Below are 23790 nucleotides of genomic sequence, written 5' to 3' on the forward strand. Positions count from 1 at the left end.
GCGCCGCCGGCCGGATCGCTACCGTGGCACGCCGGCCCGGTCCAGTTCCGGTCCCAGCCGCCCGGTCAGCCATAGCGCCCACATCCGGAAATCCGCCGCCAGCGACCATAACGGGTGCCGGAACGTCGCCGGCCGGTTTCGTTCGACCAGGTAATGTGCGCCCCAGGCAAAGCCGTAGCCCGCGACCGGCACCAGCCACCAGAGCCACGACACGCCGGACAGCAGGGCCGCCAGCGCCAGCGCCACGACCAGGGTGGTGCCGGCATAATGCAGCGCCCGCGTCTGCGGCCGGGCATGTTCGCGCAGATAATGGGGCCAGAACGCCGCGAAACTCTCCATCATCCTCTCCCGCCCGCGCCCCGGTTTCCGGGTCCGCGCGGGAACAGGTTAGCGCGGCTGCTTCTGCAGGTACAGATAGCCGGGGTCGAACTCCGCCAGCCGGGCCAGGCCGTCATTGTCGGTGATCGCCACCTCCCCGTTCCGGAATTCCAGCAGCCCGCGATCGCGCAGTTCGCGCAGCATCCGGTTCACGTGCACCGGTGTCAGCCCGGTGGCGTCGGCAATGTCGATCTGGGTCAGCGCCAGGCCGTAGCGCGCCTCGTTCGCCAGCCCCACGACCTCCAGCCGCGCCCGCAATTCGCAGAACAGATGCGCGATCCGCCCGACCGCGGAGCGCCGGCCGATCGACAGGATCCACTGCCGGTGGATCGCGGCGTCCAGCAGCGTCGAAAACCACAGCATCCGGGTCAGGTGCGGCAGGCTTTCGCTGATCTGCCGCAGCCGGTCGTGCGGGAACACCGCGATCCGCACCGGCGTCAGCGCGGCCAGATTATGTTCGAGATGTTTCAGCAGGAAACTGTGCAGGTCGGCGAAATCGCCCGGCACGTGCAGCGCCACGATCTGCCGCCGCCCGTCGCGCAGGTCCTTGTACCGGCACAGCAGCCCTTCGAGCAGCAGGTGGCTGCTCGACTGTTCCACCCCTTCGCGAACCAGGATTTCGTGCGGGCGAAATTCGCGCACTTCCCCCACCGATTCGACCAGCGCACGCCGTTCGAAATCGGCGAGCGTATCGCGCCGCTCAAGTTTGCGGATCAACCGCTCGATCAATGCCCGCCCCCCGATACCCGCAACCGCCGCGCGACATGATGCCACGGCAAGCTATCGTTCCCCTATTGTCCCCCCGCCATGCAGGGTCAAGCGCCGGGCGGCGTATCGCGTCCGGCGCTTTGTCCCAGGGGTGCGCCGGCGCCCGTAACGGCGCCCGTACCGATCGCCATCAGCCGGCTCAGCACGGCACGGAACCGCCCGAGTTCCGCCCCCGCCAGCTGCGACGTCGTGACGAAACTGATCGTCGCGGGGTTGATCGCCATCCCGCCGCGATACACTTCGTAATGCAGGTGCGGCCCGGTCGACAGGCCGGTCGACCCGACATAGCCGATCACCTGGCCCTGCGCGACATGCGTGCCCGCCGGCACCACGATGCGGGACATATGGCCGTAACCGGTGCCCAGCCTGCCGCCATGCTGGATCTGCACGAACTTGCCGTGCCCGCCATGCCAGCCGGCGAAGCGCACGATCCCGTCCGCCGCCGCCACGATCGGCGAGCCATAGGGCGCGGCAAAATCCATCCCCTTGTGCAGGCGGGAAAAGCCCAGCACCGGGTGCCGCCGCCAGCCGAAACCGGACGAGATCCGCCCGACCACCGGCGTGCGCATCAGTCCACGCCGTTCGCCCACGCCGGATGCCGCATACCATTGCCGGCGCCCGTCGATCGTCCATTCCAGCAACTGTACCCGGCCCCGCGCCTGATCCAGCCCGGCATAGAGCAGCTTGCCGACCTGCGTTTCGCCAGTGGCTGCGCGCGACTGTTCCACGATGATGTCGAACCGGTCGTCGGCCGCCACGTCGCGCCCGATCGACAGGCGCGATCCCAGCGCGCGCAGATAGGCCTCGACCGCCTTGGCCGGCGCACCCGCCGCCCGCGCGGCCAGGTACAATCCCGATCCCACCCGCCCGCGCACGCGCAGCGGCGTCGTGTCCACCGCGATCGGGGTGCGGACCAGCCGCAACCGCCCGCCCGCCCGCGTCACGCCCAGCGTCAGGTCGAACCGCGCGCGGAACGCCAGCTTTTCCAGCGGGCGTGCCTGCCCGCGGTCGGCCCGGCGACCCAGCGTCACGTCCATCCGCGTGCCCGGCGCGATGTCGGCCAGCGGCACCGCGCCCGCCACCATCGCGGCGATCGCCCCGGCCTCCGCCGCCCCGACGCCCGATCGTTCCAGCACGCGCACGAACCCGTCGCCGCGGCCCAGCGTCACGGTCAGGTCGATCGACGGTCGTTCCGGCGTATCGAGCAGCGGCCGTACCGCGCCGGTCGCCGCCATCCGCCGCCCGGTGTCGGCGCCCAGCGCCAGCGGCGCGATGCTCAGCGCGCGCGCCTCCTGCCACTGCGCCGCGGTCAGCGGTGCGGGTGCCGCGGGCGTCAGCGTCGGCATGGCCGGCCAGAAACAGGCGGCCGATGCGCACAGCGCGGTGCAGGTCGCCAGCCCGCGCCACCATGTCCGGCTGCCGATATCCGCGCCGAGATCGACGACCAGCTCCAGGTCGGCGACATGGTCCTCTACCCGCCGCCCGAACCCGGCGGCCCGCGCGGGCAGGATATTGTCCAGGCTCAGCATGGCCGTGCCGCTGCCGAAACCCGATCCCTGGTCGCTCATCCGGTACAAGCTGTTCCATTCCCGTCGCTACGGTCGTTGATCGTGGCGCGTCGCCGGCCGTCCGCTCCGTCTCTGGCCGCCCACGGTTAAAGTCAATTTAACGGCCGGCGCGGGCGGCCCGGCATGCGACCGGACGCCCCGAACCCGCCACCGGCCGTGGAACCGGATCGTTCGCGCCGGCGGGTTGCCGAACCGCTTGCGTTTCGCGCGCGTCCACCCGACATTCGGATCATGGGCTCGTCGGACAGTAAGCTTCTCGCCGTGCTGGGGCCGACCAACACCGGCAAGACCCACCTCGCGATCGAACGGATGTGCGCGCATTCCAGCGGCATGATCGGCTTCCCGCTCCGCCTGCTGGCGCGCGAGGTCTATGACCGCGTGGTCCGGATCAAGGGCGAACGCTCGGTGGCGCTCATCACCGGCGAGGAAAAGATCCTGCCACCGGAAGCGCGCTGGTTCCTGACCACCGCCGAATCGATGCCGCTCGACCGGGATTTCGCCTTCGTCGGGCTGGACGAGGCGCAGCTGGGCGCGGACCCGAACCGCGGCCATGTCTTCACCGATCGTCTGCTGCGCGCGCGGGGGCGGGAGGAAACGATGATCCTCGGCTCCGACGCGCTCCGCCCCATGCTGAAGGCACTGACCCCGGACGCCGACATCATCTCGCGCCCGCGCTTCTCCACCCTGTCCTATGCTGGCTCCACCAAGCTCTCGCGCCTGCCGCCCCGCTCTGCCATCGTCGCCTTCTCGGCGGAGGAGGTCTACGCCGTCGCCGAGATGCTCCGCCGGTTCCGCGGTGGTGCCGCCGTCGTGATGGGCGCGCTCAGCCCCCGCACGCGCAACGCGCAGGTCGCGATGTTCCAGGCGGGCGAGGTCGACTATCTCGTCGCCACCGACGCGATCGGCATGGGCCTCAACATGGATGTCACCCATGTCGCCTTCGCCTCGCTCCGCAAATATGACGGCAAGCGCCAGCGCCGGCTGACCGTCGCCGAAATGGCGCAGATCGCCGGCCGCGCGGGCCGCCATCAGCGTGACGGCACGTTCGGCACGCTCAGCATGGAGGGGTCGCGCGGCGCCGCGTTCGAGGAGGAGGAGGTCCACGCGATCGAGGAGCATCGCTTCCCCCCGCTCGAACAGCTCTACTGGCGCGACGGGCAACCGGGCACGGACTCCATCGACACGCTGATCGCCGACCTGGAACGCAAGCCGGACCACCGGTCCTTACGCAGCGCCCCCGAGGCCATCGACCTCGCCGTCCTGAAACGCCTGGCCGAGGAGCCGTGGGTGCGCGACCGCACACGCGGCGACCGCATGGTCCGGCGGCTCTGGTCCGCCTGCGGCCTGCCCGATTTCCGCAAGACCGGCGTCGATCCGCACAGCCGCCTCGTCGGCCGCGTCTACCGCCACCTGACCGAGGGCGAAGGCTATCTCCCCGCCCCGTGGTTCGCGGAGGAACTGGCGCGGCTCGACAATGTCCAGGGCGATGTCGAAACGATCGCGGACCGCATCGCCGGTGTCCGCACCTGGGCATACATCGCGCACCGCCCCGACTGGCTGGCCGATCCGGCGAAATGGGCGGAACGCACGCGCGAGCTTGAGGAGCGGTTGTCCGACGCGCTCCACCAGCGCCTGACGCAACGCTTCGTCGATCGCCGCACCGCGGTGCTGATGCGCGATCTGGGCGCACGCGGGATCGACGCGCTGCCCGTCGCGATCGACGATGCCGGGATCGTATCGGTGGCGGACGAACCGATCGGACGGCTGGAGGGGTTCCGCTTCCACGTCGATCCCGATGCCAAGCTGCTCGACAAGAAACGCCTGCTCGCCGCCGCCGAACGCCGGCTGGGCGACACGCTCGGCGGCCGCGCCCGGTCGCTCGCAGCCGATCCGGACGACCGGTTCACGCTCGCCACCGATCGCGGTCGCCCGGTCGCGATCTTCTGGCGCGGTGATGTCGTCGCGCGGCTGGAACGCGGGCGCACCGTCCTGTCACCGCGGATCGTCCTCCACCGCGCGCTCGACCTGCTCCGCACCCCCGACCGGATCCTGGTCGAGGATCGGCTGATCGCCTGGCTCATGACCACGGTCGACCGCGTCCTGCGTCCGCTGTCCGCGATCGCCACCGCCGCCACCGATCCCGCCCGCCCGCCGCAACTCCGCGCGCTGCTCGCCCCGCTGGTGGACGCCGGCGGCACCATCGAACGCGCCGCGATCGCGCCCACCGTGGCGGCACTCGACCGCGACGGTAGGCGCGCCGCGCAGGCGCTGGGCGTCCGGATCGGCACGATGGACGTGTTCCACGCGGGCCTCCTGAAACCCGAACCGATGCGCTGGCGGCTGGCACTCGCCGCGATCCGCGACGGGGGGCCGATGCCCGCCTGTCCCGCCGCCGGCTCCGTCACCGTCATGCTGCCGGAGGCGGAACCGGACCGCATCGCCTTCCACCGCGCCGGTTTCCGCCCGCTGGGCGGCCAGATGCTGCGCGTCGACATGATCGAACGGCTTGCCCGCATCGCGCACGACGGCCGGCCGGACGGCAAGGGCGGCCGCGCGCCGTTCGTGCCCGATCCCGCGCTCGCCACCTCGCTCGGCCTGGCGGCGGACGGGTTCGACCGGCTGATGCACATCCTGGGCTTCCGCGCCGCGCCGGACGGCTGGGCCTGGCGCGGGCGGCGCATGGACGTCCAGCCACCGCCCCCGCTGCCGCCGCGCCCCGGCAACATGTTCGGCGCGCTCGCCGCGCTGAAGGCGGGCCATGGCTGACGGCCTGCGGCTCGACAAATATCTCTGGTACGTCCGTATCGCGCGCACCCGCACGCTGGCGGCGGATCTTGCGGCGGACGGCCATATCCGTATCGACGGCCGCACCGTCGCCCGCGCGCACGCCCCCGTCCGGGTCGGCAACGTCCTCAGCTTCGCGCTCCACGGCCGGGTCCGCATCCTGCGCGTGGAATCGATCCCCGCCCGCCGCGGTTCCGCGCCGGAAGCGCAGGCCTGCTATACCGACCTGTCGCCCCCGCCGGTCGTCGCGGGGGCCAACCCCGCGTCCGAAATCGCACCCGTCGATGCACCGGAACCGGCGCGGGACATAATGTCCGCATATCCCAGCTTCCCCGCCGCAAAGCCCGCGATCGGTTGACGTGCCTGTCCCCGCGCCATAGCAGGGCGCCGTCTCCATCCGGGAATCACGCATGACCTACGTCGTCACAGACGCCTGCATCCGCTGCAAATATATGGACTGTGTCGAGGTGTGTCCCGTCGACTGCTTCTACGAAGGCGAGAACATGCTCGTCATCAACCCGTCCGAATGCATCGATTGTGGCGTGTGCGAACCGGAATGTCCCGCCGAAGCGATCCTGCCCGATACCGAGAACGGCCTCGAAAAATGGCTCGAACTCAACACCAGCATGTCCGCCAACTGGCCGAACATCACGCGCAAGCGCGACGCGCCGGCCGATGCCGATGCGTGGAAGGACGTGCCCGACAAATATGACGCGCACTTCTCGGCCAACCCCGGCACCGGCGACTGATAACCGCAGCGCCGGGCATGCTGCGGCCGCCGGCCGCAGCATCCGTCCGGATCGCTGGCTTTTGGCCGGATTTTCCGCTACATGCCCGCCTGACCGGCGGATGTTCCTCGTCCGCCGACCGAGGAAACAGTTAGACGTGCCTGCTGCCGCGCCCGCGCGTCCCGTCCGGGATGGATCGCTGCCGCGTCGGTTCGGGCGTCGGCATGGAAAGGCTTCTACATGGCTGCAAAGGCGCTCAGCTTCGACGTCGGTGATTACGTCGTATACCCCAAGCACGGGGTCGGTCGCGTAATCGAACTGCAAAGCCAGGAGATCGCCGGCACGAAGCTCGAACTCTACGTCCTGCGGTTCGAGAAAGAGCGGATGACGCTCCGCGTTCCCACCAACAAGGCCGAAAGCGTCGGCATGCGCAAGCTGTCGTCCAACGTCACGATGGACGAGGCGCTCGCGACGCTGAAGGGCAAGCCCAAGGTCAAGCGCACCATGTGGTCGCGCCGCGCGCAGGAATATGAAGCCAAGATCAACTCGGGCGACCTCGTGTCGATCGCCGAGGTGGTCCGCGACCTCTTCCGCGCCGACGACCAGCCGGAACAGAGCTATTCCGAACGGCAGATCTTCGAAGCCGCCACCAGCCGCCTCGCGCGCGAACTGGCGGCGATGGAACAGGTGGACGAGCCGAAGGCATCGGAAAAGATCCTCGACATCCTCCGCGCGGCCGCCACGATCCACAACAAGTAAGCAGGGCGGGCACCTTTCCCCGCCGTCATCCCGGCGAAAGCCGGGATCTCCCGCGCGCGAACCGCGCCCCCACCCCAAGCGCGACCCCGGCCCGCGCCGGGGTAACGGTCACACATCGAACGACGTAAAAAGGCGGTCCCCGGGGCCGCCTTTTTCGGTTGCCCCGGCGCACAGCCGCTGTACTATCTGACCATAACAGTGGAGATCCCGACCCATGCGCCGCCTCGCCCCGATCGCCCTTGCCCTGCTTTTCGCGGCCGCGCAGGCCACCGCCGCATCCCCCGTGACGCGGCGTTTCCCGCTCACCGGCTTCCAGCAGGTCAGCCTGGGCAGTTCGGACGATGTGCAGGTCCAGGTCGGCCCCGCCTTCTCCGTCACCGCCAGCGGCCCGGCGGATGCGGTCGGGGTCCTGGCGATCGCCGTTTCGGGCGATACGCTGCGGATCACGCGCGAAGGGCGGATGGACGGCGACGATGACGGGGTCACCGTCACCGTCACGCTGCCGGTGCTGACCGGCGCGTCGGTGTCCGGATCGGGCGACATGACGGTGGCCCCGTTCCGCACCGCGCGCTTCTCGGGCGCGGTCGGCGGGTCGGGCGATCTCCGGCTGACGCGCGTCGATGCGGTGCGGATCGACCTGTCCGTCGCCGGGTCCGGGGATCTGACCGCCACCGGCCGCGCATCGGCCGCCAACCTGTCCGTCACCGGGCCGGGCGATCTCGACGCCGGGGAACTCAACGCCAACAACGTCAGCGCGTCGGTCGCGGGATCGGGCGATCTGTCCGCCCGCGCCGTGCAGACCGCCAGCGCGTCGATCGCCGGGTCGGGGGACATCACCATTCACGGCCCGGCGCGCTGCACGATCAGCAAGGCCGGGTCGGGCGACGTGCATTGCAACGCCGGCTGATCCTGCCCATCGCCACTGCGGCGCTGCTCTCCGCCGCCGCCGCGCCGGCCGCCACGCGCGGCTTCTCGGTCACCAGCTTCGACCGGATCCGGCTCGAAGGGCCGTTCGCGGTCACGCTCACCACCGGGGCCGGGGCGTCCGCGCGCGCCGATGGACCGGACCAGCGCATGCTGGAACGCGTGCGGATCGATGTCATGGGCCGCACCCTCGTCATCCGGCGCGACCGTGACACCACGTCCGGCGGCACGTTGAAGGGGATCCGCATCGCGCTGTCGACGCCCGCGCTGTCCGGCGCGTCCGTGCTGGGCGCGGGCAGCCTGACGGTCGCGGCGAACCGCGGCGCGCGTTTCGATGCCACCGTCTCGGGGGCCGGCGCGCTCGCCGTCACCGGGCTCGACACCGATCTGCTGAACGTCACCAGCACCGGCGCGGGCAGCACGACGCTGGCCGGCCGCGCGCGCAACCTGCGCGCGGTAATGCAGGGCACCGGCACGATCGACGCCCCGACCCTGATCGCGCAGGACGCCGTCGTCACCACCGCCGGTTCGGGCACGCTCACCCTCACTGCGGTCCGCACCGCAAAGGTCGGCGCGACCGGCGGCGGCCTCGTCACCATCCTCGGCACACCCGCCTGCACGGTCACCAGCGAAGGCACTGTCGAAGTCGTCTGCGAAGGCCCCAAACGCCGCTGACCCTGAAAACCCTCTCCCGTGAGGACGGGAAAGGCGGCAGAACCGTCAGAGCAACGACAGCTCTGCCAGTTCCCGGATCAACGCCGCCGGCATCGCCGCCCCCTCGTTCGAACCGCCTTCCAGATCGTCCGGCGCGTCGTCCGCCGTCAGATAGCGCCAGCCCTGATGCGCGCGCTTCGGCCGCGCCCGGACCGTGACCAGCATGGGGTCCAGCCGGATCAGGCACCGTCCCTCCGGCGTCTCGTCGAACCCGATGATCCGCTGCCGCACGACGATCTGGTGCTTGATGATCCAGAACAGCGACCCGCCGATCAGCTCGGCATGGCGGGTCGGGCGGTAGCGCGTCTGGATCGGTGCCTCGCCGTTCGCGGTCCGGTGGCGCGTCCGTTCGGCCAGCGCCTCGACAGTCTCGCAACCGACCGCGACCTTCGTGATGTTCAGCGGGTGCATCAGGTTCAGATGGCCGCCCCGCACGCCCGCTTCAAGCCTGCACCCCCCACCATGTCGCCAGCCCCAGGAAGGAGAAGAAGCCCATTACGTCGGTCAGCGTCGTGACGAACACGGCAGACGACACCGCCGGGTCCGCCCCCGCCTTGTCCAGCCCGATCGGCACCAGGATGCCGGCCAGCCCAGCGGTCATGTTGTTGATGATCATCGCCGCGCAGATCACCATCCCCAGATCGCGATTGCCATAGACCGTCGCCACCGCGATGCCGATCATCAGCCCCAGCACGCAGCCATTGGTCACCGCGATCCGGAATTCGCGCCAGATCATGCGTTTCGCGTTCGAACTGGTCAGCTCGTTCAGCGCCAGCGCGCGCACCGACACCGCCATCGTCTGCGTGCCGGCATTGCCGCCCATCCCCGACACGATCGGCATCAGCACCGCCAGCATCACCAGCCGCGATATCGTCGCCTCGAACAGCCCGACCACCGACGCCGCCAGCACCGCGGTGCCCAGATTCACGACCAGCCATTGCAGGCGGGTGCGGATGGTCTGCAGGATCGGTTCGTTGATGTCCCCGTCGCCGGCACCCGACAGCCGCAGGATATCCTCGCCTGCCTCTTCCTGGATGATGTGGACGACGTCATCGACCGTGATCATGCCGACCAGCCGGCCAGCCGAATCGATGACTGCGGCAGAAATCAGCGCATATTTCTGGAAGCGCAGCGCCACTTCTTCCTGGTCCATGTCGACCGGGATCAGCGTCTGTTCGCGCGCCATCACGTCGGCGATCGCCACCGACCGCGGCGTGCGCAGGATCCAGCTCAGCTTGCACGTCCCGATCGGACGGTGGCTGGGGTCGACGACGTAGATTTCCCAGAAATCGGTGGTCAGATCCTCGTTGTGGCGCAGATAATCCAGCACGTCGCCGACGCTCAGATGCTCCGGCACCGCAATCAGGTCGCGCTGCATCAGGCGGCCGGCGGACTCCTCGGGATATCCCAGCGCCTCCTCGATCGCGGCGCGGTCGTCGGGCGCCAGCGCGCGCAACACCTCGCGCTGGTCGTCGGCGTCCATGTCCTCGATGATCGCGACCGCGTCGTCGGTATCGAGCAGGGTCGCGATGTCGGCGACCTCCTGGGGGCCGAGCGCCTCCATCAGCTCGTCGCGGACCCAGTCGTTCATCTCGGCCAGGACTTCGCCGTCGATCATGCCGTGCAGCGCGGACGCGATCGCTTTCCGCCGGTCGCCCGGTGCCAGTTCGAACAGGTCGGCAATGTCGGCGGGGTGCAGCGGCGACACCAGCGCGCGCGCGCCCTCCACGTCGCCGTCCGCCACCGCGTCGACCACGGCGGTGACGAAATCCGAATTCAGCCGGTTGTCTTCGTCGTGCGTGGGCTCCGCCACGATATCCAGTTCGTCCTGCTCGGCCATGCCCGTCTCCGCTCCGAACCCGCCCGGATGACGCCGCCCACCGCCTCCTTACGGACTCGCGCCGCCGCTGTCAGCCACCGGCACGGGGTTCTTTCCTACGCCGGGCTTCCTAGATAGACGCCCAGCACCACCCAACCGTAAGGAATTGCCGATGGCCGACCAGAAAACCCTCACCCTGACGCTCGACAGCGGCGGCGACGTCGTGATCGCGCTGCGCGACGACATCGCCCCCGGCCATGTCGCGCGGATCGTCGAACTGGCGCAGGAAGGGTTCTACGACGGCGTCGTTTTCCACCGCGTCATCCCCGGCTTCATGGCGCAGGGCGGCGACCCCACCGGCACCGGCATGGGCGGATCGAAGAAGCCCGACCTGAAGGCGGAATTCAACAAGGAACCGCATGTCCGCGGCACCTGCTCGATGGCGCGTTCGCAGAGCCCGAACTCGGCCAACAGCCAGTTTTTCATCTGCTTCGACGACGCCCGCTTCCTCGACAACCAGTACACCGCCTGGGGCAACGTCACGTCCGGCATGGAACATGTCGACGCGCTGCCCAAGGGCGAACCGCCCCGCACCCCGGGCAAGATCGTCAAGGCGACCGTCTCCGCCTGACGCTTGGCGGCTTTAGAAGCAGAAGTACAAAGCCCGTCCCCGTCATCCTGACGGAAGTCGGGATCCATTATCACTCCGCCCGAAGGCAACCCCAAAGCGTAGTGACAATGGATCCCGGCGTCCGCTGGGATGACGACCGGGGCGGGCGGTATCCGCCAACCGGCCCTACCTACCCCGCCGCCGCCACCCGCACCGGCTCGTCCCCCGCGGTGGCCACACTCGCGAACAGCCAGTCGTGGAACACCCGCACCGCGCGGTTCGACATCGCCGAACGCCGGCATACGAACCAGTAGCTGTAGTCGCTCTCCACCTCGCGCCCGAACAGGTTGGTCAGCCGGTCGTCATGCGCGCCGTAGAGATGCGCATCCAGCATGAACGCCACGCCCAGCCCCTGCGCCGCGGCGTCCAGCATCAGGTGGCCCGAATCGAAATGGTCGATCGCGGCGGGTTTAAGGTCCGGCCGCCCGATCGCCGCGCGCCAGATCGCGAACGTTTCGGGCATGTCGCGGTGGACGAAGATCGTCATGCGCCGCAGGTCGTCCGGGTCGGTCAGCGCGTCCGGACCGGTCGTCAGCGAGCGCCGCGCGATCGCGCTGACCCGGTTGCGGTCGATCCGCCGGCCGTACAGCGCCGGGTCCGGTTCCGCGCCCAGCACGATCGCGGCGTCCAGGCTTTCGCCCAGCCGCGCGGTCGGGTGCGGCGCGGTGTCGATATCGACATGGAAATCGGGATAGGCGGCGCGCAGTTCGGGCAACCGCGCCATCAGCTTCTGCGACGCGAAAAGCGGCAGCACGCCCAGCCGCAGGCGCAACGCGTCATGCTGCCCCGTCGTCGAATCGATCGCTTCGGCCAGCGCGTCGATCGCCGGCGCGATCCGGGCAAGCAGCCGCTCCCCCGCCGCATTGGGCAGCATCGCCTGGTGTCGCCGGTCGAACAGTGATTGCCCGACGAACCGTTCCAGCGCCTGCACCCGCCGGCTGAGCGCGGGCGACGACAGCGCCAGTTCCTGCGCCGCGGCCTTGACGGACCCCAGCCGTGCGACCTGTACGAAAGCCTCTACGGCGGTCAGCGGTGGCAGACGACGCATGCTTCCCCTTCCTGCTGCCGCGAACAGCGATTGCGTGTTGCGCAATCGTTTCTCACAATAAAGCATTTGCGGCAATTGTCGCGGTGCAGCAAAAGGGTCGGGCCTTTCAGGCATCCTCTCCTAAAACTTTCGGGCTGTCCCTCGGGGCGGCCCTTTTTTTATCACCGCGCCCGGCGCCTGCCCGGACCGCGGCATCGCCGGCAACGGCAACGGCACATCACGCCTCCGTGCCCCCCCCCCCCCCGCTCATGCGCCACCGGCCGGTCATGGCCTGCTCCACCGATACGCCCGGTCCACCGTCGCCACGCAGACGCTGTAGCTGTCGTACCAGCGCGCCCGGCCCAGCGTGCGGATCCGGCCATGCTCCGCATCGTCGCGCCATGCCGCCGCGGCCGCCATGTCGCGCCAGTAGCTGACGGTGATGCCATGTCCCGCCACGTCGCGGACCGCATCGACGCCCAGATATCCCGGCATCGCGGCTGCGGCGGCATCCATCGCGTCGGCCGCGGCGGCATAGCCGGCCGGGTCCTCGGCGGTCCGCCGACTTACGAAGATCACGGCGACCGCCCCGGCACTTATTGCGTCCATGACGGTTTCATAACGACGCACCCCGGTTCACGCCACGACTGCGGCTTGCTATTGACGGTGGCTTTTGCGAACGGTGCCGACTGTTCGGTGCGTTCTTCCGGGAGTTTCCATGCCGTCATCGTCAGCCGATCAGGCTCTCACCCGTGCGGGCCAGCGCCGCGAACCCGGTCCACTGGGCATGTTCTTCCGTGAATTTCTCAAACATCCGGTCATGGTCGGGTCGATCATCCCGTCCTCGGACAAGCTGATTGCTCGCATGCTGAAGCCCGTCGACTGGGCGAATACCAAACTCTTCGTCGAATATGGCCCCGGCGTCGGCACCTTCTGCCCCGCCATTCTGGAACGGATGGCGCCGGATGCGCAACTGATCGCGATCGACACGAATCGCGACTTCATCGGCTATCTCGGCCGGCGGATCACCGATTCGCGGTTCCGCCCGGTGCTCGGCTCCGCTTCCGACGTGCGGTCGATCATCGCCGATCATGGTCACGATCACGCCGACTATATCCTGTCCGGCCTGCCCTTCTCCACGCTGCCCGCCGGCATCGGCCCGCGGATCGCATCCGAAACGCATGACGCGCTGCGTCCCGGCGGCGCATTCCTGGTCTATCAGTTCTCCCCGCGGGTGAAAGACTTCCTGGTCCCGCATTTCCGCCGGATCGACCATGCGTTCGAACCGATCAACATCCCGCCGGCGCAGCTCTACTGGTGCTGGAAGGACTGACCGACCGGACCCAGGCGCGATGGCGCGACGGGCTCAGCGTCCGTCGATCCCGAAGTTCAGCCGCCGCGTCACATTGCCGTCCACCACAGCGACGATGAAATAGGCGATGCCCCACTGCACGCGGCGGAACCAGCCGGCCCGGTCATGCTCGGCCAGCGTCACCTCGTGGCTCTCCACCGCCTCGCCCTCGAAATAGGCGCGCATATAGGCCGCGAACGACGCGTCTTCGATCCGCAGCATCATCTCCAGGTTCAGGTATAGGCTGCGCACGTCGAAATTCGCCGACCCCAGATGGACGATGTCGTCGATCACGAATAATTTGCTGTGCAGCTTGGTCGCGCCATATTCCAGCACGCGGACCCCGCGGCTCAACAGCCGCTGGTAACAGTGCCGCGTCGCCGCGATCGTGGCCTCGTTGTCGGATTTGGCGGCGGTCATCACCCGCGCCTGCCCGCCGCGCTTCACGATCCGCTCGATCCGGCGCAGCATCGCCGGGTTCGGCGCGAAATAGGCCGCGATCATGTCCAGCCGCCGGGCATGCGCCATGTCCCATTTGACGACCAGCGCCCAGGGGCTCAGCCGCCGCGTCGGCCCGCCGAACACCCAGCGCAGCTTTCCCGTGCCATGCGTCTCGCTATGCCGTTTGAGGATGGTGCGCAGGTCGCGGAACTTGCCCGCCGGCGCCCGTGTCCATGCCAGCAACGCATCGAAATAGCGTGCCAGCCGCACCGGCGCATCACCCTCCACCAGCAATCCCAGGTCGCGCCACGCGCCGTCGGCGACCGTCCCGAAATAATCGTCCTCGACGTTGAACCCGCCGATCAGCACGCGCAATTCGTCCGCCAGCGCCATCTTCTGGTGATTGCGCAGCAGGTAGCGCCGCCCGAACCGTGCCTCGTACCGGCACACCCCGCCGCCGGCGGCCACCAGTTCCGAAAAGAACCCAGCCCCCGCCGCCACGCCGAACCCGTCGACGATCATGTCCACCCGCACCCCGCGCCGGACCGCGCGCAGCAGGGCATCCCGCACCGCACGCCCGGCCCGGTCGTCCGCATAGATATAATAGAGCAGCCGCAACGTGGCCGCCGCCCCGTCGATCAGCGCGATCAACGCGTCCAGCCGCTCCGGCCCGTCGGGCAACAGTGTCAGCCGGTCGCGGTCGACCGTGAAGGTGGGTCTGTCCTCGCTCATCCGCACCGCCTAGCACCGTCACCATGTCGGTACGACTACGCAACGCCGCGCGCACCGAACCGGCACCGTTCCTTGCCTTTCGCCCGCGATGCTGCTAACGGCCCGCGCTTGCATTCATGCTCGAAACTATAGCGGAGCGACATCATGGCGCGCGTCACTGTCGAAGATTGCGTCGACAAGATCCCCAACCGCTTCGACCTGGTCCTGGCCGCCGCTCAGCGCGCACGCCAGATTTCCGGCGGTGCCGAACTGACGATCGATCGCGATCGCGACAAGAACCCGGTCGTCGCCCTGCGTGAGATCGCCGAGGAAACCGTCGTGCCGCACGATCTGGAAGAAGGCATGATCCAGAGCCTCCAGCGCGTCCGGATGGATGATGACGACGCGGTCGACGAAATGGGCTCGCTGTCGCAGTCGGCCGAAGCTCTCCGCCTCACCGCCGCCGCCCCGCCCCGCAACCAGAATGTCGGCGGCGACTACGAGTAATCTTTAATTGCCTGAGCCCCTCCTCTTCAGAGGAGGGGTTGGGGGGTGACAACGCCGAAGTTTGGACGCGCGTTCGCCACAAGTTGCAGCCTCGCAACGCTTTCCCGTTGCATCCCGGCCCCGCCCCGCCACATGATGCCGGGTGCTCAGACAATATGAACTGGTCGATCGGGTCCTGGACTACGATCCGCAAGCCGACGAGGCGATGCTCAATCGCGCCTACGTCTTTTCGATGCAGGCCCACGGATCGCAGAAACGCGCCAATGGCGACCCCTATTTCAGCCACCCGATAGAGGTCGCCGGCATCCTGACCGACCTGCGGCTCGATGACGAGACGATCGTCACTGCGATCCTGCACGACACGATCGAGGATACGGTCGCCACCTACGACCAGATCGAAAAGACGTTCGGCACGTCCGTCGCGCGGCTAGTCGACGGCGTCACCAAGCTGTCGCGGATCGAGGCGCAGACCGAGAACGAGCGCGCCGCCGAGAACCTGCGCAAGTTCCTGCTCGCCATGTCGGACGATATCCGCGTCCTGCTCGTGAAGCTTGCCGACCGGCTCCACAACATGCGCACGCTCCACTTCATTCCAAAGCCGGAGAAGCGCCGCCGCATCGCGCGCGAGACGATGGAGATCTATGCGCCGCTCGCCGAACGGATCGGCATGTACGAATTCATGAAGGAGATGCAGACGCTCGCCTTCCGCGAACTCGAACCCGAAGCGTACGAGTCGATCACCCGGCGGCTCGAACAGCTCAAATCCGGCGGCGGCGACCGTATCGCGCGCATCTCGTCGGGCATCGTCACGCTGCTCGGCCGCCAGGGCATCGTGGCGGAAGTCACCGGCCGCGAAAAGCACCCTTATTCGATCTGGCGCAAGATGGCCGAGCGCCACATCAGTTTCGAACAGCTGTCCGACATCATGGCGTTCCGCATCGTCGTGAAGGATGTCGAGCAATGCTACCGCACGCTCGGCCTGATCCACCAGCGCTGGCCGATGGTGCCCGGCCGGTTCAAGGACTATGTCTCGACGCCGAAGCGCAACGGCTACAAATCGCTCCACACCTCCGTCATCCATTCGGAAAAGGCACGGATCGAGATCCAGATCCGTTCGACCGAGATGCATGACCAGGCCGAAATCGGCCTCGCCAGCCACTGGGCCTACAAGCAGAAGGAAAGTGCGGACACGCAGGTCAGCTGGATCCGCGATCTCGTGGAAATCCTCGATCATGCCGACACGGCCGAGGAGGTCCTCGAACATACCCGCATGGCGATGTACCAGGACCGGATCTTCGCCTTCACTCCCACCGGTGAACTGATCCAGCTGCCCAAGGGCGCCACCCCGGTCGATTTCGCCTACGCGCTCCACACCGATCTCGGTGACCAGACGGTGGGCGCGAAGGTCAATGGCCGCGTCGTGCCGCTCCGCACCGCGATCCAGAATGGCGATCAGGTCCAGATCCTCCGGTCCAAGGCGCAGGAACCCGAGCCCGGCTGGATGGCGTTCGTCACCACCGGCAAGGCGCGCGCCGCGATCCGCCGCTTTGTGAAGCACAAGGAACGCGACGAAACCGTCGCGCTCGGCCGCAAATTCTACGACGAAATCGTCAAGCGCCTGCCCGCGCAACTCGGCACGGAGGCACTGGGCAATGCCGTCAAGCGGCTGCAACTGCCCGACGGCGATGCGCTGATGCAGGCCATCGCGCGCAAGCATCTGACCGACGAACAGGTGATGGAGGCGCTGATGCCCGGCGCTGGCGGCGGCGACGTCGCCATGGTCCGCCCGCAGCGCGAGGCGATTTCGATCAAGGGGCTGACCCCGGGCGTCGCGTTCAAGCTCGCGCCTTGCTGCCACCCCGTCCCCGGCGACCGCATCGTCGGCATGCGCCGCCCCGATGCGGCGGTCGAGGTCCACGCCATCGACTGTTCCGAACTGGCCGACGGCGTCGACGCGGACTGGGTCGACCTCGCCTGGGGCGACGGATCGGACGGCGGCACCGCGCGGCTGTCGGTCATCGTCAAGAACGAACCCGGCTCGCTCGGTGCGATGTCCAGCATCCTGGGATCACAGGGTGCCAATATCATCAACCTGGCACTGTTTCACCGCGACGCCAGCTTCCACACCTTCCACCTCGCCCTCGAAGTCCGCGACCGCCCCCACGTCATGCGCATCCTGGCCGCCCTCCGCGCCGCCGACGCCGTCGCCCAGGCGGAGCGGTTGTAAAGCGAGCGACCGAAAGGCCCCCTGCCTTTCAAGGGAGGGGGTTGGGGGGTGGGCGCAACAGCACCCAGAAGCGACGCCCTGGTGCTTGGCTTGCGGCAACGAAACCATCGAGACATTCCGACCACGCTTCGACCACCCACGTTGCTGAATTCCGCCACTGCGCAAGATCTTCAGCGGAGCAGACGCCCCAAATCGATCGACTTGCAAACGTCGCTCCCGAACATTCGAAGCTAGATGCTGCTCGCCGACGCAAGCCACCATTTGGCGGCAAGCATCGCCTGCAACAGATCAACATAGCTCCAGCCATCGGCGCGGGCGGCGATGGCCGACAGGCAATCCTGATCGTTGCGCCCCGGCCGGCCCGGTCCCGTCATGTTCGGTTTCATATTGAGGTCGAACAATTTGAACCAGCCGTCCTGATCGGCCCGGCAATCGATCCGGATCGCGGTGCGGGCACCGACCAGCCCGGCTGCCACGACGCAGCCCTCGATCATCGCCACGATCGCGGGATCGCGCAGCCGCTCACCGCCGATTGCCACGCTGTTGGCCGTAACCGGCACGTCGCCGTTGTAAGGGGCCACCCCGCCGCGCTGATCGAAGCGGTAGACGGGCCGCAAGGCCCAGTGTGTCCCCGCCCGCGACCCGTCCGGGCGCGGAGCCGCCGGCGGCATGACCGTGACGGTCATTTCGTCCCCGCCCAGAAACTCTTCCACCATCAGCATGTCGCCGAAGGTGGCGGCCGCGATCAACGCGGCCGCCGTATCGCGGAGCGCGGCGAAGGTCTCCACCAGCGTCACGCCCTGGCTACCACGTCCGCGCACCGGCTTGACGATCATCGGAAACGACATGCCGCGGGTCGCGCAGGCCTGCTCGACGTCGGCCAGCGCACAGACATTCTCCCTCGCCTTGCCCGACAGGAGAAACGATCGCGCCACTGGCAGATCCGCCTCGGCAAGAAGCCGGTTGGTTTCGAACTTGTCGTCGAATGCCTGCGTGGCGGCCGGCAACTGCCCGACAATGTCGAAGTCGGCGAGTGCCGCCTCAAGCGGATGCCCCTCGAACAGGATCGTGTTCGCCCACAGCACCGATGCACCGGCCGCACCTGCACGGCGAATGCCCTCGGCGGTGTCCGGGAACACCCAATCGAGCGCCGTGGCCGGATCCGGCGAAACGGTTGGCATGACCACATCCACACCCGCCTCGCGCAACGCGAAGGCGATGTCGGCGCCCCCGTCCGAATATCCCCCCGGCTTCGCATCCTTCCGCAGCCCGCCGATCAGTGGGGGTGGAAGTGCCTGGTACAGAATGGCAACCGGCGCTGGTTTCACAAGCAGTCTCCTGACCGGCGCGCACTCGCCCGCGGCAACATTTCGGGCAAATTACCCGCGGCATATCGAACGATATGCAAGGCCGCCGCGCAGAGGCGAACGCCCGATTTTCCACCAACGCCAGTCGTTCGGCATGATTTTCAATGGCTTTGCAAAAGCCCACCGTGACGTACGGCACGATGCGCACCGCACCGTCCCCACATCTCGGATACGAACTGGCGCTTGGGCATTCCTTCCCACGTCCCCGCATAATGTCCGGAATGACGCAAAAGTGACTGGAGCTGAACCCCCGCCAGCTCCAACTCACTCAATCTTAGAAAGCAGCGATCCCGGTAATCGCCCGCCCCAGGATCAACGCATGCACATCATGCGCGCCCTCGTAGGTATTCACCGTCTCCAGGTTCATCATATGGCGCATCACGCCATATTCGCCGGAGATCCCGTTCCCGCCGTGCATGTCCCGCGCCGCGCGCGCGATATCGAGCGCCTTGCCGCAATTGTTCCGCTTCACGATCGAGACCATCTCCGGCGCGAACCGGCCCTCGTCCATCAACCGCCCGACGCGCAACGACGCCTGTAGCCCCAGCGCGATTTCCGTCTGCATGTCGGCCAGCTTCTTCTGGTACAGCTGCGTCGCCGCCAGCGGCCGGCCGAACTGCTTGCGGTCCAGCCCATATTGCCGCGCCGCGTGCCAGCAGAATTCCGCCGCGCCCATCGTGCCCCAGCTGATCCCGTAGCGCGCCCGATTGAGGCACCCGAACGGCCCCTTCAGCCCGGCGACGTTGGGCAGCAGCTGCTCCTCGCCCACCACCACGCCGTCCATCACGATCTCGCCGGTCACCGACGCGCGCAGCGACAGCTTGCCGTCGATCTTCGGCGCGGACAGCCCGGCCATGCCCTTTTCCAGGATGAACCCGCGGATCGCCCCGTCATGCGCGTCGGACTTCGCCCACACCACGAACACGTCCGCGATCGGCGCGTTGCTGATCCAGGTCTTGGCCCCGGTGATGCGATACCCGTCGGCCACCTTCTCCGCGCGCGTCGTCATGCCGCCGGGGTCGGACCCGGCCTCCGGCTCGGTCAACCCGAAACAGCCGATATATTCGCCGCTCGCCAGCTTCGGCAGGTAGCGCATGCGTTGTTCCTCCGATCCGAACGCATGGATCGGGTACATCACCAGCGACGACTGCACCGACATCATCGAGCGGTATCCGCTGTCGATCCGCTCCACCTCGCGCGCGACCAGACCGTAGGCGACATAGGACGCGCCCACCCCGCCATATTGTTCCGGCACCGTCGGTCCGAGCAGCCCCAGCGCCCCCATCTCGCGGAAGATCTCCGGGTCGGTATGTTCGTCGCGGAACGCCGCCACGATCCGCGGGGCCAGCTTCTCCTGTGCATAAGCGGCGGCCGTATCGCGCACCGCGCGCTCCTCGTCATTCAACTGATCGTCGATCAGGAACGGATCCGCCCAGTCGAACTGCCCCATGCCACCTGCCGCCACGCCTGCTCTCCTGCCGTCTTCTTCCCGCCTAGATCGGGTTTTGTCCGCAAGAGTGCAATGGAGGCATGATGCCCGGATGGCCTGTTGCGCGCCGGGCTGACGGCTGGCCGCCTCAGCCGATCCTCTGCCTGAATCTCGTGGCCATGACTTCCTCGACATCGACTTTCGCAGTCGGCCCATATGCAAGCTGGCAGCAGGAAGTCTGGTGCCGCTACGGGTCGCTCGGCTTTCTGTTGTGTTCGGTGCGATCCTGCCCGCAACCGGACTTGCGCTGCGGTCGAACCATTCCGTACGCGTCACACAGGCGCTAACCGTCTGGATGCTCGCAGCGCTCATTCTATGGTTCGGCTCCGTGCTCGCCTCCGGCGGCGGGATCTGATCGATTTGGGCGATCAGATCCTCGACGGTGCCGGTGCGGACCGCCGGGCGATCAGCCGATGCTCACGCCGAAATTGCGCGCCAGCGGCCCCAGCCCGCCGGCATAGCCCTGACCCACCGCCCGGAACTTCCAGTCGCTGTTGTGGCGGTACACCTCGCCGAAGATCATCGCGGTTTCGGTCGATGCGTCCTCGGCCAGGTCGAAACGCGTGATCTCGCGCCCCGTCGCGTCGTTGACGATCCGGATGAACGCATTGGCCACCATCCCGAAATTCTGGCGGCGCGCCTCCCCATCGTGGATCGTGACCGTGATCGCCACCTTCATCACGTCGGCCGGGACGCGGGTCAGGTCGACCTTCAGCGCCTCGTCGTCGCCATCCCCTTCGCCGGTCCGGTTGTCGCCGGTATGTTCCACCGATCCGTCGGCGGACTTCAGGTTGTTGTAGAAGATGAAGTCCGCATCGCTGCGTACCCGGTCCCCGGCGGCCAGCAGGAATGCGCTGGCGTCCAGGTCGAACGCGGTGCCATCGGTGGACCGCGTGTCCCACCCCAGCCCGATCAGGATCCGGGTCAGCCCCGGCTCCTCCTTCGACAAACTGACATTACCGCCCTTGGACAGGCTGATCGACATGGTCATTCTCCTTGATGAAGCTGGTGGAATGAAGCGGATGGCCGGTCGGCCCGACCGGGGCCGATGCGCGCCGGTTGTGCGCGACGGAGGCGAGGAACGAGACGCCGATCAGCCCCGCACCGATCAGGCCGGTCACCGTCTCCGGGATCTCGAACCGCGCGGACAGCAGCATGATGATCGCCAGCGCCAGGATCGCGTAGAAGGCGCCATGTTCCAGGAACCGATATTCGGACAGCGTCCCCTGATCGACCAGCATGACCGTCATCGACCGGACGAACATCGCCCCGATGCCCAGGCCCAGCGCGATCACGAACAGGTTGTTGGACAGCGCGAACGCCCCGATCACCCCGTCGAACGAAAAGGACGCGTCGAGCAGTTCGAGGTACAGGAACGACGCGAGGCCCGACCGCACGACCGCCCCTGCCGCATCCTCCGCGCCCTCCATCAGCCCGCCGAACGCGTCGACCGCGATATAGGCGACCAGCCCGAGCAGCCCTGCGGTCAGGAACGTCAGCGCATCGGCCGGCAACACCACCCGCGACATGGCATAGAGCGCGATCAGCACGATCCCGATCCGCATCGCCGGCACCTGCCCCAGCCGCCCCAGCCCGCTCTCGACCCCGCCGATCCAGTGGACGTCCTTCTCGTCGTCCAGGAAAAAGCTCAGGCCCACCATCGCCAGGAACGCGCCGCCGAACCCGGCGATGCCGACATGCGCGCCGGTGATGATCCGCTCGTACGTCTCCGACTCCGTCGCCGCCAGCCGCAGCGCATCGACCGGGCCCAGCCTTGCAGCGATCCCGACGATCGCCAGCGGGAACAGGATGCGCATCCCGAACACCGCGATCGCGATGCCCCAGGTCAGGAACCGTCGCCGCCACACCGCGTCCATGTCGCGCAGCACGGTGGCGTTCACCACCGCATTGTCGAACGACAGCGACACTTCCAGCACGCCCAGCACCAGCACGATCCACATGATCGACAGCATGCCCGCCACCGTGCCGGCCATCCCCCACCCCAGCCACGCGGCCAGCGCCAGGCTCATCCCCGTGAACAGCAACGATCCCCTGTAGTAACGCAACACCGACATATCCCCCCGTCATGCAACCCCGAACGGCGTCGCGTTCAGTCCTTGCTGCCCGCGGTCCAGCGCAGGCCGAAGCCGAAGCGCCGGTCCAGCGCCTGCTGGTCCGTGAAATATTCCACGATCCGCGTGGCCTTCAGCGCGCCGCGGTCATTCTCGATCATCGCCACGCCGCACAGCCGCTTCGCGTTGCGCCCCTCGGTCATGCGCACCTCGATCGGCGGCTGGCCGGGCATCGTCACCGTCACCACGCCGTCGGTCGCCTGCCAGTTGGGCACGCCGTCGTAGATATTGGCGAACAGCATGATCCGCTTGATCTTCGCCCAGTGCGCGCCGTTGATCCGGATCGTCTCGCCGGTGGACGCATCGCCCGTCCGGTCGTCGCCCGACAATATGATGTAGGGTTCCGCATCGTAGCGGCCGAATGCATCGCCCAGCGCCTGCACGACATGCGCCCGCCCGTCCGCCAGTTCGAACAGGCACCCCAGATCGAGGTCGATCGCCTGCTTCGCACCGAACATGCCCCTGGCCGCGCCCTTGGTCGCGGCTGACCAGTTCAGGTTGACGACGATCTCGCCGAACCCGCTGCCCGTCTTGGCCAGGCTGACGCTCTGCCCCGCCTTCTCCAGCGTCACCTTGCTCAGCGAAACGGGCGGTGGAGGAGGAGGAGGAGGGGCCGGCGGGACCGGGGTCGGCGCGGCGACGTCGTCGGCCACGTCGATCCCGAACGACCGGGCCAGTGCGGCCAGCCCGCCATTGTAACCCTGCCCCACCGCGCGGAATTTCCACACCCCCTGCCGGCGGTAGAGCTCGGCGAAGGTCATGGCGCTTTCGGTCGCACCGACCAGGTCGGGACGGAACACCAGCACCGGCATACCCGGTGCCGCAGCGGTCGCCACGCCGACCACCGCGCCGGACAGCAGCGCCAGCGTCTGCCCCCGCGCCGCGGCCTCGTCCACCGTCACGCACAGCGCGATCCGCTCGATCTCCGCCGGCACGCGGGTCAGGTCGATCGCGAACCCGCCGCGCGCGCCCAGCCCGGCGTCGAACCGCACCGCGCCCCCCGCGCCGGACGGCTGGTTGTAGAAGACCATGTCGGCATCGCCGCGCACCCGCCCGGCGGCGGTCAGCGGGAATGCCGACAGGTCCGCCTCCACCGCCCGCCCGGTCGGCACGTCCCATCCGAACGCCACCACCAGCCGGTCGCCCGGCACGGCCGCGTTGCCACCGCGAACCAGGTCCGTCACGCCGCCACCGCCCGTCGCCAGGCGTTCCCCGAACCGTTCATACCGCCCCCGTACCGAACCGACATCTTCGCTGTGGAAGTCGAATTCCACGCCAGCCGGCAAATGGGAAGTCTTTGCGGTGCAAGAGAAATGTCCATTACGGACCGAATACGATATTCTATTCAAACACTATTGACGACGGACCTTCCCGATATATTCTGAACGGGTCAGATGCCCGCGCCGGGACTTGGCAACCGGGGGTC

23 protein-coding genes are annotated in these 23790 nt (G+C 68.0%); 10 read left to right on the top strand and 13 right to left on the bottom strand.

Annotation, left to right across the window (positions count from 1 at the left end):
• Positions 1-18 precede the first annotated feature (18 nt).
• Genes BKY59_RS07235 through BKY59_RS07245 form a run of 3 tightly spaced genes read right to left on the bottom strand, consistent with a single transcriptional unit; the run spans position 19 to position 2714 of the window.
• Positions 19-339: an Mpo1-like protein gene (locus tag BKY59_RS07235; protein WP_420822081.1), complete on the bottom strand. Its 321-nt coding sequence runs from the start codon at positions 337-339 to the stop codon at positions 19-21.
• A 48-nt stretch (positions 340-387) separates the two neighbouring features.
• Positions 388-1152: a Crp/Fnr family transcriptional regulator gene (locus BKY59_RS07240; protein WP_240500006.1), complete on the bottom strand. Its 765-nt coding sequence runs from the start codon at positions 1150-1152 to the stop codon at positions 388-390.
• Positions 1153-1193: 41 nt separating this feature from the next.
• Complete coding sequence (locus tag BKY59_RS07245) at positions 1194-2714, bottom strand: M23 family metallopeptidase (protein WP_076070207.1); 1521 nt, start codon at positions 2712-2714, stop codon at positions 1194-1196.
• A 231-nt stretch (positions 2715-2945) separates the two neighbouring features.
• On the opposite strand from BKY59_RS07245, the gene BKY59_RS07250 reads away from it, so the two are divergent.
• From BKY59_RS07250 to BKY59_RS07275, 6 genes are all read left to right on the top strand, one after another.
• Positions 2946-5480, top strand: a complete 2535-nt coding sequence (locus BKY59_RS07250) for a helicase-related protein (protein ID WP_076070209.1) — start codon at positions 2946-2948, stop codon at positions 5478-5480.
• Positions 5473-5856, top strand: a complete 384-nt coding sequence (locus BKY59_RS07255) for a S4 domain-containing protein (protein ID WP_165374804.1) — start codon at positions 5473-5475, stop codon at positions 5854-5856. Before BKY59_RS07250 ends, BKY59_RS07255 begins: the two co-directional genes overlap by 8 nt.
• A 52-nt stretch (positions 5857-5908) precedes the next feature.
• Entirely contained in the window at positions 5909-6247 is a 339-nt protein-coding gene (fdxA, locus tag BKY59_RS07260; protein ID WP_076070174.1) for a ferredoxin FdxA, read from the top strand.
• Between the two features lie 219 nt (positions 6248-6466).
• Complete coding sequence (locus BKY59_RS07265; RefSeq protein WP_076070176.1) at positions 6467-6985, top strand: CarD family transcriptional regulator; 519 nt, start codon at positions 6467-6469, stop codon at positions 6983-6985.
• Between the two features lie 214 nt (positions 6986-7199).
• A complete protein-coding gene (locus tag BKY59_RS07270) occupies positions 7200-7892 on the top strand; it encodes a head GIN domain-containing protein (protein ID WP_076070177.1) in 693 nt (230 codons plus the stop codon).
• Entirely contained in the window at positions 7877-8584 is a 708-nt protein-coding gene (locus tag BKY59_RS07275) for a GIN domain-containing protein (protein WP_165374805.1), read from the top strand. Before BKY59_RS07270 ends, BKY59_RS07275 begins: the two co-directional genes overlap by 16 nt.
• Before the next feature lie 45 nt (positions 8585-8629).
• Here BKY59_RS07275 and BKY59_RS07280 read toward each other — a convergent pair whose 3' ends face one another.
• The gene (locus tag BKY59_RS07280) at positions 8630-9034 is read right to left on the bottom strand and encodes a DUF1489 family protein (RefSeq protein ID WP_076070212.1); all 405 of its coding nucleotides are present in this window, start codon (positions 9032-9034) and stop codon (positions 8630-8632) included.
• A 31-nt stretch (positions 9035-9065) separates the two neighbouring features.
• Positions 9066-10463, bottom strand: a complete 1398-nt coding sequence (gene mgtE, locus BKY59_RS07285) for a magnesium transporter (RefSeq protein ID WP_076070179.1) — start codon at positions 10461-10463, stop codon at positions 9066-9068.
• Between the two features lie 151 nt (positions 10464-10614).
• Between mgtE and BKY59_RS07290 the strand changes: the two genes are divergently transcribed.
• Positions 10615-11073: a peptidylprolyl isomerase gene (locus tag BKY59_RS07290; protein ID WP_076070181.1), complete on the top strand. Its 459-nt coding sequence runs from the start codon at positions 10615-10617 to the stop codon at positions 11071-11073.
• A 169-nt stretch (positions 11074-11242) separates the two neighbouring features.
• On the opposite strand, the gene BKY59_RS07295 is transcribed toward BKY59_RS07290, so the two are convergent.
• Both BKY59_RS07295 and BKY59_RS07300 read right to left on the bottom strand, forming a co-directional pair.
• Positions 11243-12160: a LysR substrate-binding domain-containing protein gene (locus tag BKY59_RS07295; RefSeq protein ID WP_076070182.1), complete on the bottom strand. Its 918-nt coding sequence runs from the start codon at positions 12158-12160 to the stop codon at positions 11243-11245.
• A 264-nt stretch (positions 12161-12424) separates the two neighbouring features.
• Positions 12425-12748: an antibiotic biosynthesis monooxygenase gene (locus BKY59_RS07300; RefSeq protein ID WP_076070184.1), complete on the bottom strand. Its 324-nt coding sequence runs from the start codon at positions 12746-12748 to the stop codon at positions 12425-12427.
• A gap of 109 nt (positions 12749-12857) precedes the next feature.
• Here BKY59_RS07300 and BKY59_RS07305 point away from each other — a divergent pair, with 109 nt between their 5' ends.
• Complete coding sequence (locus tag BKY59_RS07305) at positions 12858-13472, top strand: class I SAM-dependent methyltransferase (protein ID WP_076070186.1); 615 nt, start codon at positions 12858-12860, stop codon at positions 13470-13472.
• A gap of 33 nt (positions 13473-13505) precedes the next feature.
• Here the strand turns inward: BKY59_RS07305 and BKY59_RS07310 are convergent, their stop codons facing one another.
• Entirely contained in the window at positions 13506-14663 is a 1158-nt protein-coding gene (locus BKY59_RS07310; RefSeq protein WP_076070188.1) for a phospholipase D-like domain-containing protein, read from the bottom strand.
• A 144-nt stretch (positions 14664-14807) separates the two neighbouring features.
• Here BKY59_RS07310 and rpoZ point away from each other — a divergent pair, with 144 nt between their 5' ends.
• Both rpoZ and BKY59_RS07320 read left to right on the top strand, forming a co-directional pair.
• Entirely contained in the window at positions 14808-15149 is a 342-nt protein-coding gene (gene rpoZ / locus BKY59_RS07315) for a DNA-directed RNA polymerase subunit omega (RefSeq protein ID WP_076070189.1), read from the top strand.
• Between the two features lie 142 nt (positions 15150-15291).
• Positions 15292-17376, top strand: coding sequence for a RelA/SpoT family protein (locus tag BKY59_RS07320; protein WP_076070191.1), 2085 nt, complete (start codon positions 15292-15294; stop codon positions 17374-17376).
• A 230-nt stretch (positions 17377-17606) separates the two neighbouring features.
• On the opposite strand, the gene BKY59_RS07325 is transcribed toward BKY59_RS07320, so the two are convergent.
• The 5 genes from BKY59_RS07325 to BKY59_RS07345 form a co-directional block, all read right to left on the bottom strand.
• Complete coding sequence (locus BKY59_RS07325; protein WP_076070193.1) at positions 17607-18704, bottom strand: ATP-binding protein; 1098 nt, start codon at positions 18702-18704, stop codon at positions 17607-17609.
• Between the two features lie 313 nt (positions 18705-19017).
• Positions 19018-20193 carry an acyl-CoA dehydrogenase gene (locus tag BKY59_RS07330; protein ID WP_076070194.1) on the bottom strand — a complete coding sequence of 392 codons (1176 nt, stop codon included), beginning with the start codon at positions 20191-20193 and terminating at the stop codon, positions 19018-19020.
• Positions 20194-20638: 445 nt separating this feature from the next.
• Entirely contained in the window at positions 20639-21217 is a 579-nt protein-coding gene (locus tag BKY59_RS07335) for a TerD family protein (RefSeq protein ID WP_076070214.1), read from the bottom strand.
• A complete protein-coding gene (locus BKY59_RS07340; protein WP_083671953.1) occupies positions 21189-22307 on the bottom strand; it encodes a DUF475 domain-containing protein in 1119 nt (372 codons plus the stop codon). Before BKY59_RS07340 ends, BKY59_RS07335 begins: the two co-directional genes overlap by 29 nt.
• A 35-nt stretch (positions 22308-22342) precedes the next feature.
• Complete coding sequence (locus tag BKY59_RS07345) at positions 22343-23638, bottom strand: TerD family protein (RefSeq protein ID WP_240500007.1); 1296 nt, start codon at positions 23636-23638, stop codon at positions 22343-22345.
• Positions 23639-23790: the final 152 nt, after the last annotated feature.

Source organism: Sphingomonas montana (genome assembly GCF_001956315.1).
GTDB lineage: Bacteria > Pseudomonadota > Alphaproteobacteria > Sphingomonadales > Sphingomonadaceae > Sphingomonas_R > Sphingomonas_R montana.

What these genes read in the sequence shown, in the direction of transcription:
- BKY59_RS07235 (WP_420822081.1), bottom strand. Translation starts at nt 339, where the DNA reads ATGGAGAGTTTCGCGGCGTTCTGGCCCCATTATCTGCGCGAACATGCC.
- BKY59_RS07245 (WP_076070207.1), bottom strand. Translation starts at nt 2,714, where the DNA reads ATGAGCGACCAGGGATCGGGTTTCGGCAGCGGCACGGCCATGCTGAGC.
- BKY59_RS07250 (WP_076070209.1), top strand. Translation starts at nt 2,946, where the DNA reads ATGGGCTCGTCGGACAGTAAGCTTCTCGCCGTGCTGGGGCCGACCAAC.
- BKY59_RS07255 (WP_165374804.1), top strand. Translation starts at nt 5,473, where the DNA reads ATGGCTGACGGCCTGCGGCTCGACAAATATCTCTGGTACGTCCGTATC.
- fdxA (WP_076070174.1), top strand. Translation starts at nt 5,909, where the DNA reads ATGACCTACGTCGTCACAGACGCCTGCATCCGCTGCAAATATATGGAC.
- BKY59_RS07265 (WP_076070176.1), top strand. Translation starts at nt 6,467, where the DNA reads ATGGCTGCAAAGGCGCTCAGCTTCGACGTCGGTGATTACGTCGTATAC.
- BKY59_RS07270 (WP_076070177.1), top strand. Translation starts at nt 7,200, where the DNA reads ATGCGCCGCCTCGCCCCGATCGCCCTTGCCCTGCTTTTCGCGGCCGCG.
- BKY59_RS07280 (WP_076070212.1), bottom strand. Translation starts at nt 9,034, where the DNA reads ATGCACCCGCTGAACATCACGAAGGTCGCGGTCGGTTGCGAGACTGTC.
- mgtE (WP_076070179.1), bottom strand. Translation starts at nt 10,463, where the DNA reads ATGGCCGAGCAGGACGAACTGGATATCGTGGCGGAGCCCACGCACGAC.
- BKY59_RS07290 (WP_076070181.1), top strand. Translation starts at nt 10,615, where the DNA reads ATGGCCGACCAGAAAACCCTCACCCTGACGCTCGACAGCGGCGGCGAC.
- BKY59_RS07295 (WP_076070182.1), bottom strand. Translation starts at nt 12,160, where the DNA reads ATGCGTCGTCTGCCACCGCTGACCGCCGTAGAGGCTTTCGTACAGGTC.
- BKY59_RS07300 (WP_076070184.1), bottom strand. Translation starts at nt 12,748, where the DNA reads ATGGACGCAATAAGTGCCGGGGCGGTCGCCGTGATCTTCGTAAGTCGG.
- BKY59_RS07305 (WP_076070186.1), top strand. Translation starts at nt 12,858, where the DNA reads ATGCCGTCATCGTCAGCCGATCAGGCTCTCACCCGTGCGGGCCAGCGC.
- BKY59_RS07310 (WP_076070188.1), bottom strand. Translation starts at nt 14,663, where the DNA reads ATGAGCGAGGACAGACCCACCTTCACGGTCGACCGCGACCGGCTGACA.
- rpoZ (WP_076070189.1), top strand. Translation starts at nt 14,808, where the DNA reads ATGGCGCGCGTCACTGTCGAAGATTGCGTCGACAAGATCCCCAACCGC.
- BKY59_RS07330 (WP_076070194.1), bottom strand. Translation starts at nt 20,193, where the DNA reads ATGGGGCAGTTCGACTGGGCGGATCCGTTCCTGATCGACGATCAGTTG.
- BKY59_RS07335 (WP_076070214.1), bottom strand. Translation starts at nt 21,217, where the DNA reads ATGTCGATCAGCCTGTCCAAGGGCGGTAATGTCAGTTTGTCGAAGGAG.
- BKY59_RS07340 (WP_083671953.1), bottom strand. Translation starts at nt 22,307, where the DNA reads ATGTCGGTGTTGCGTTACTACAGGGGATCGTTGCTGTTCACGGGGATG.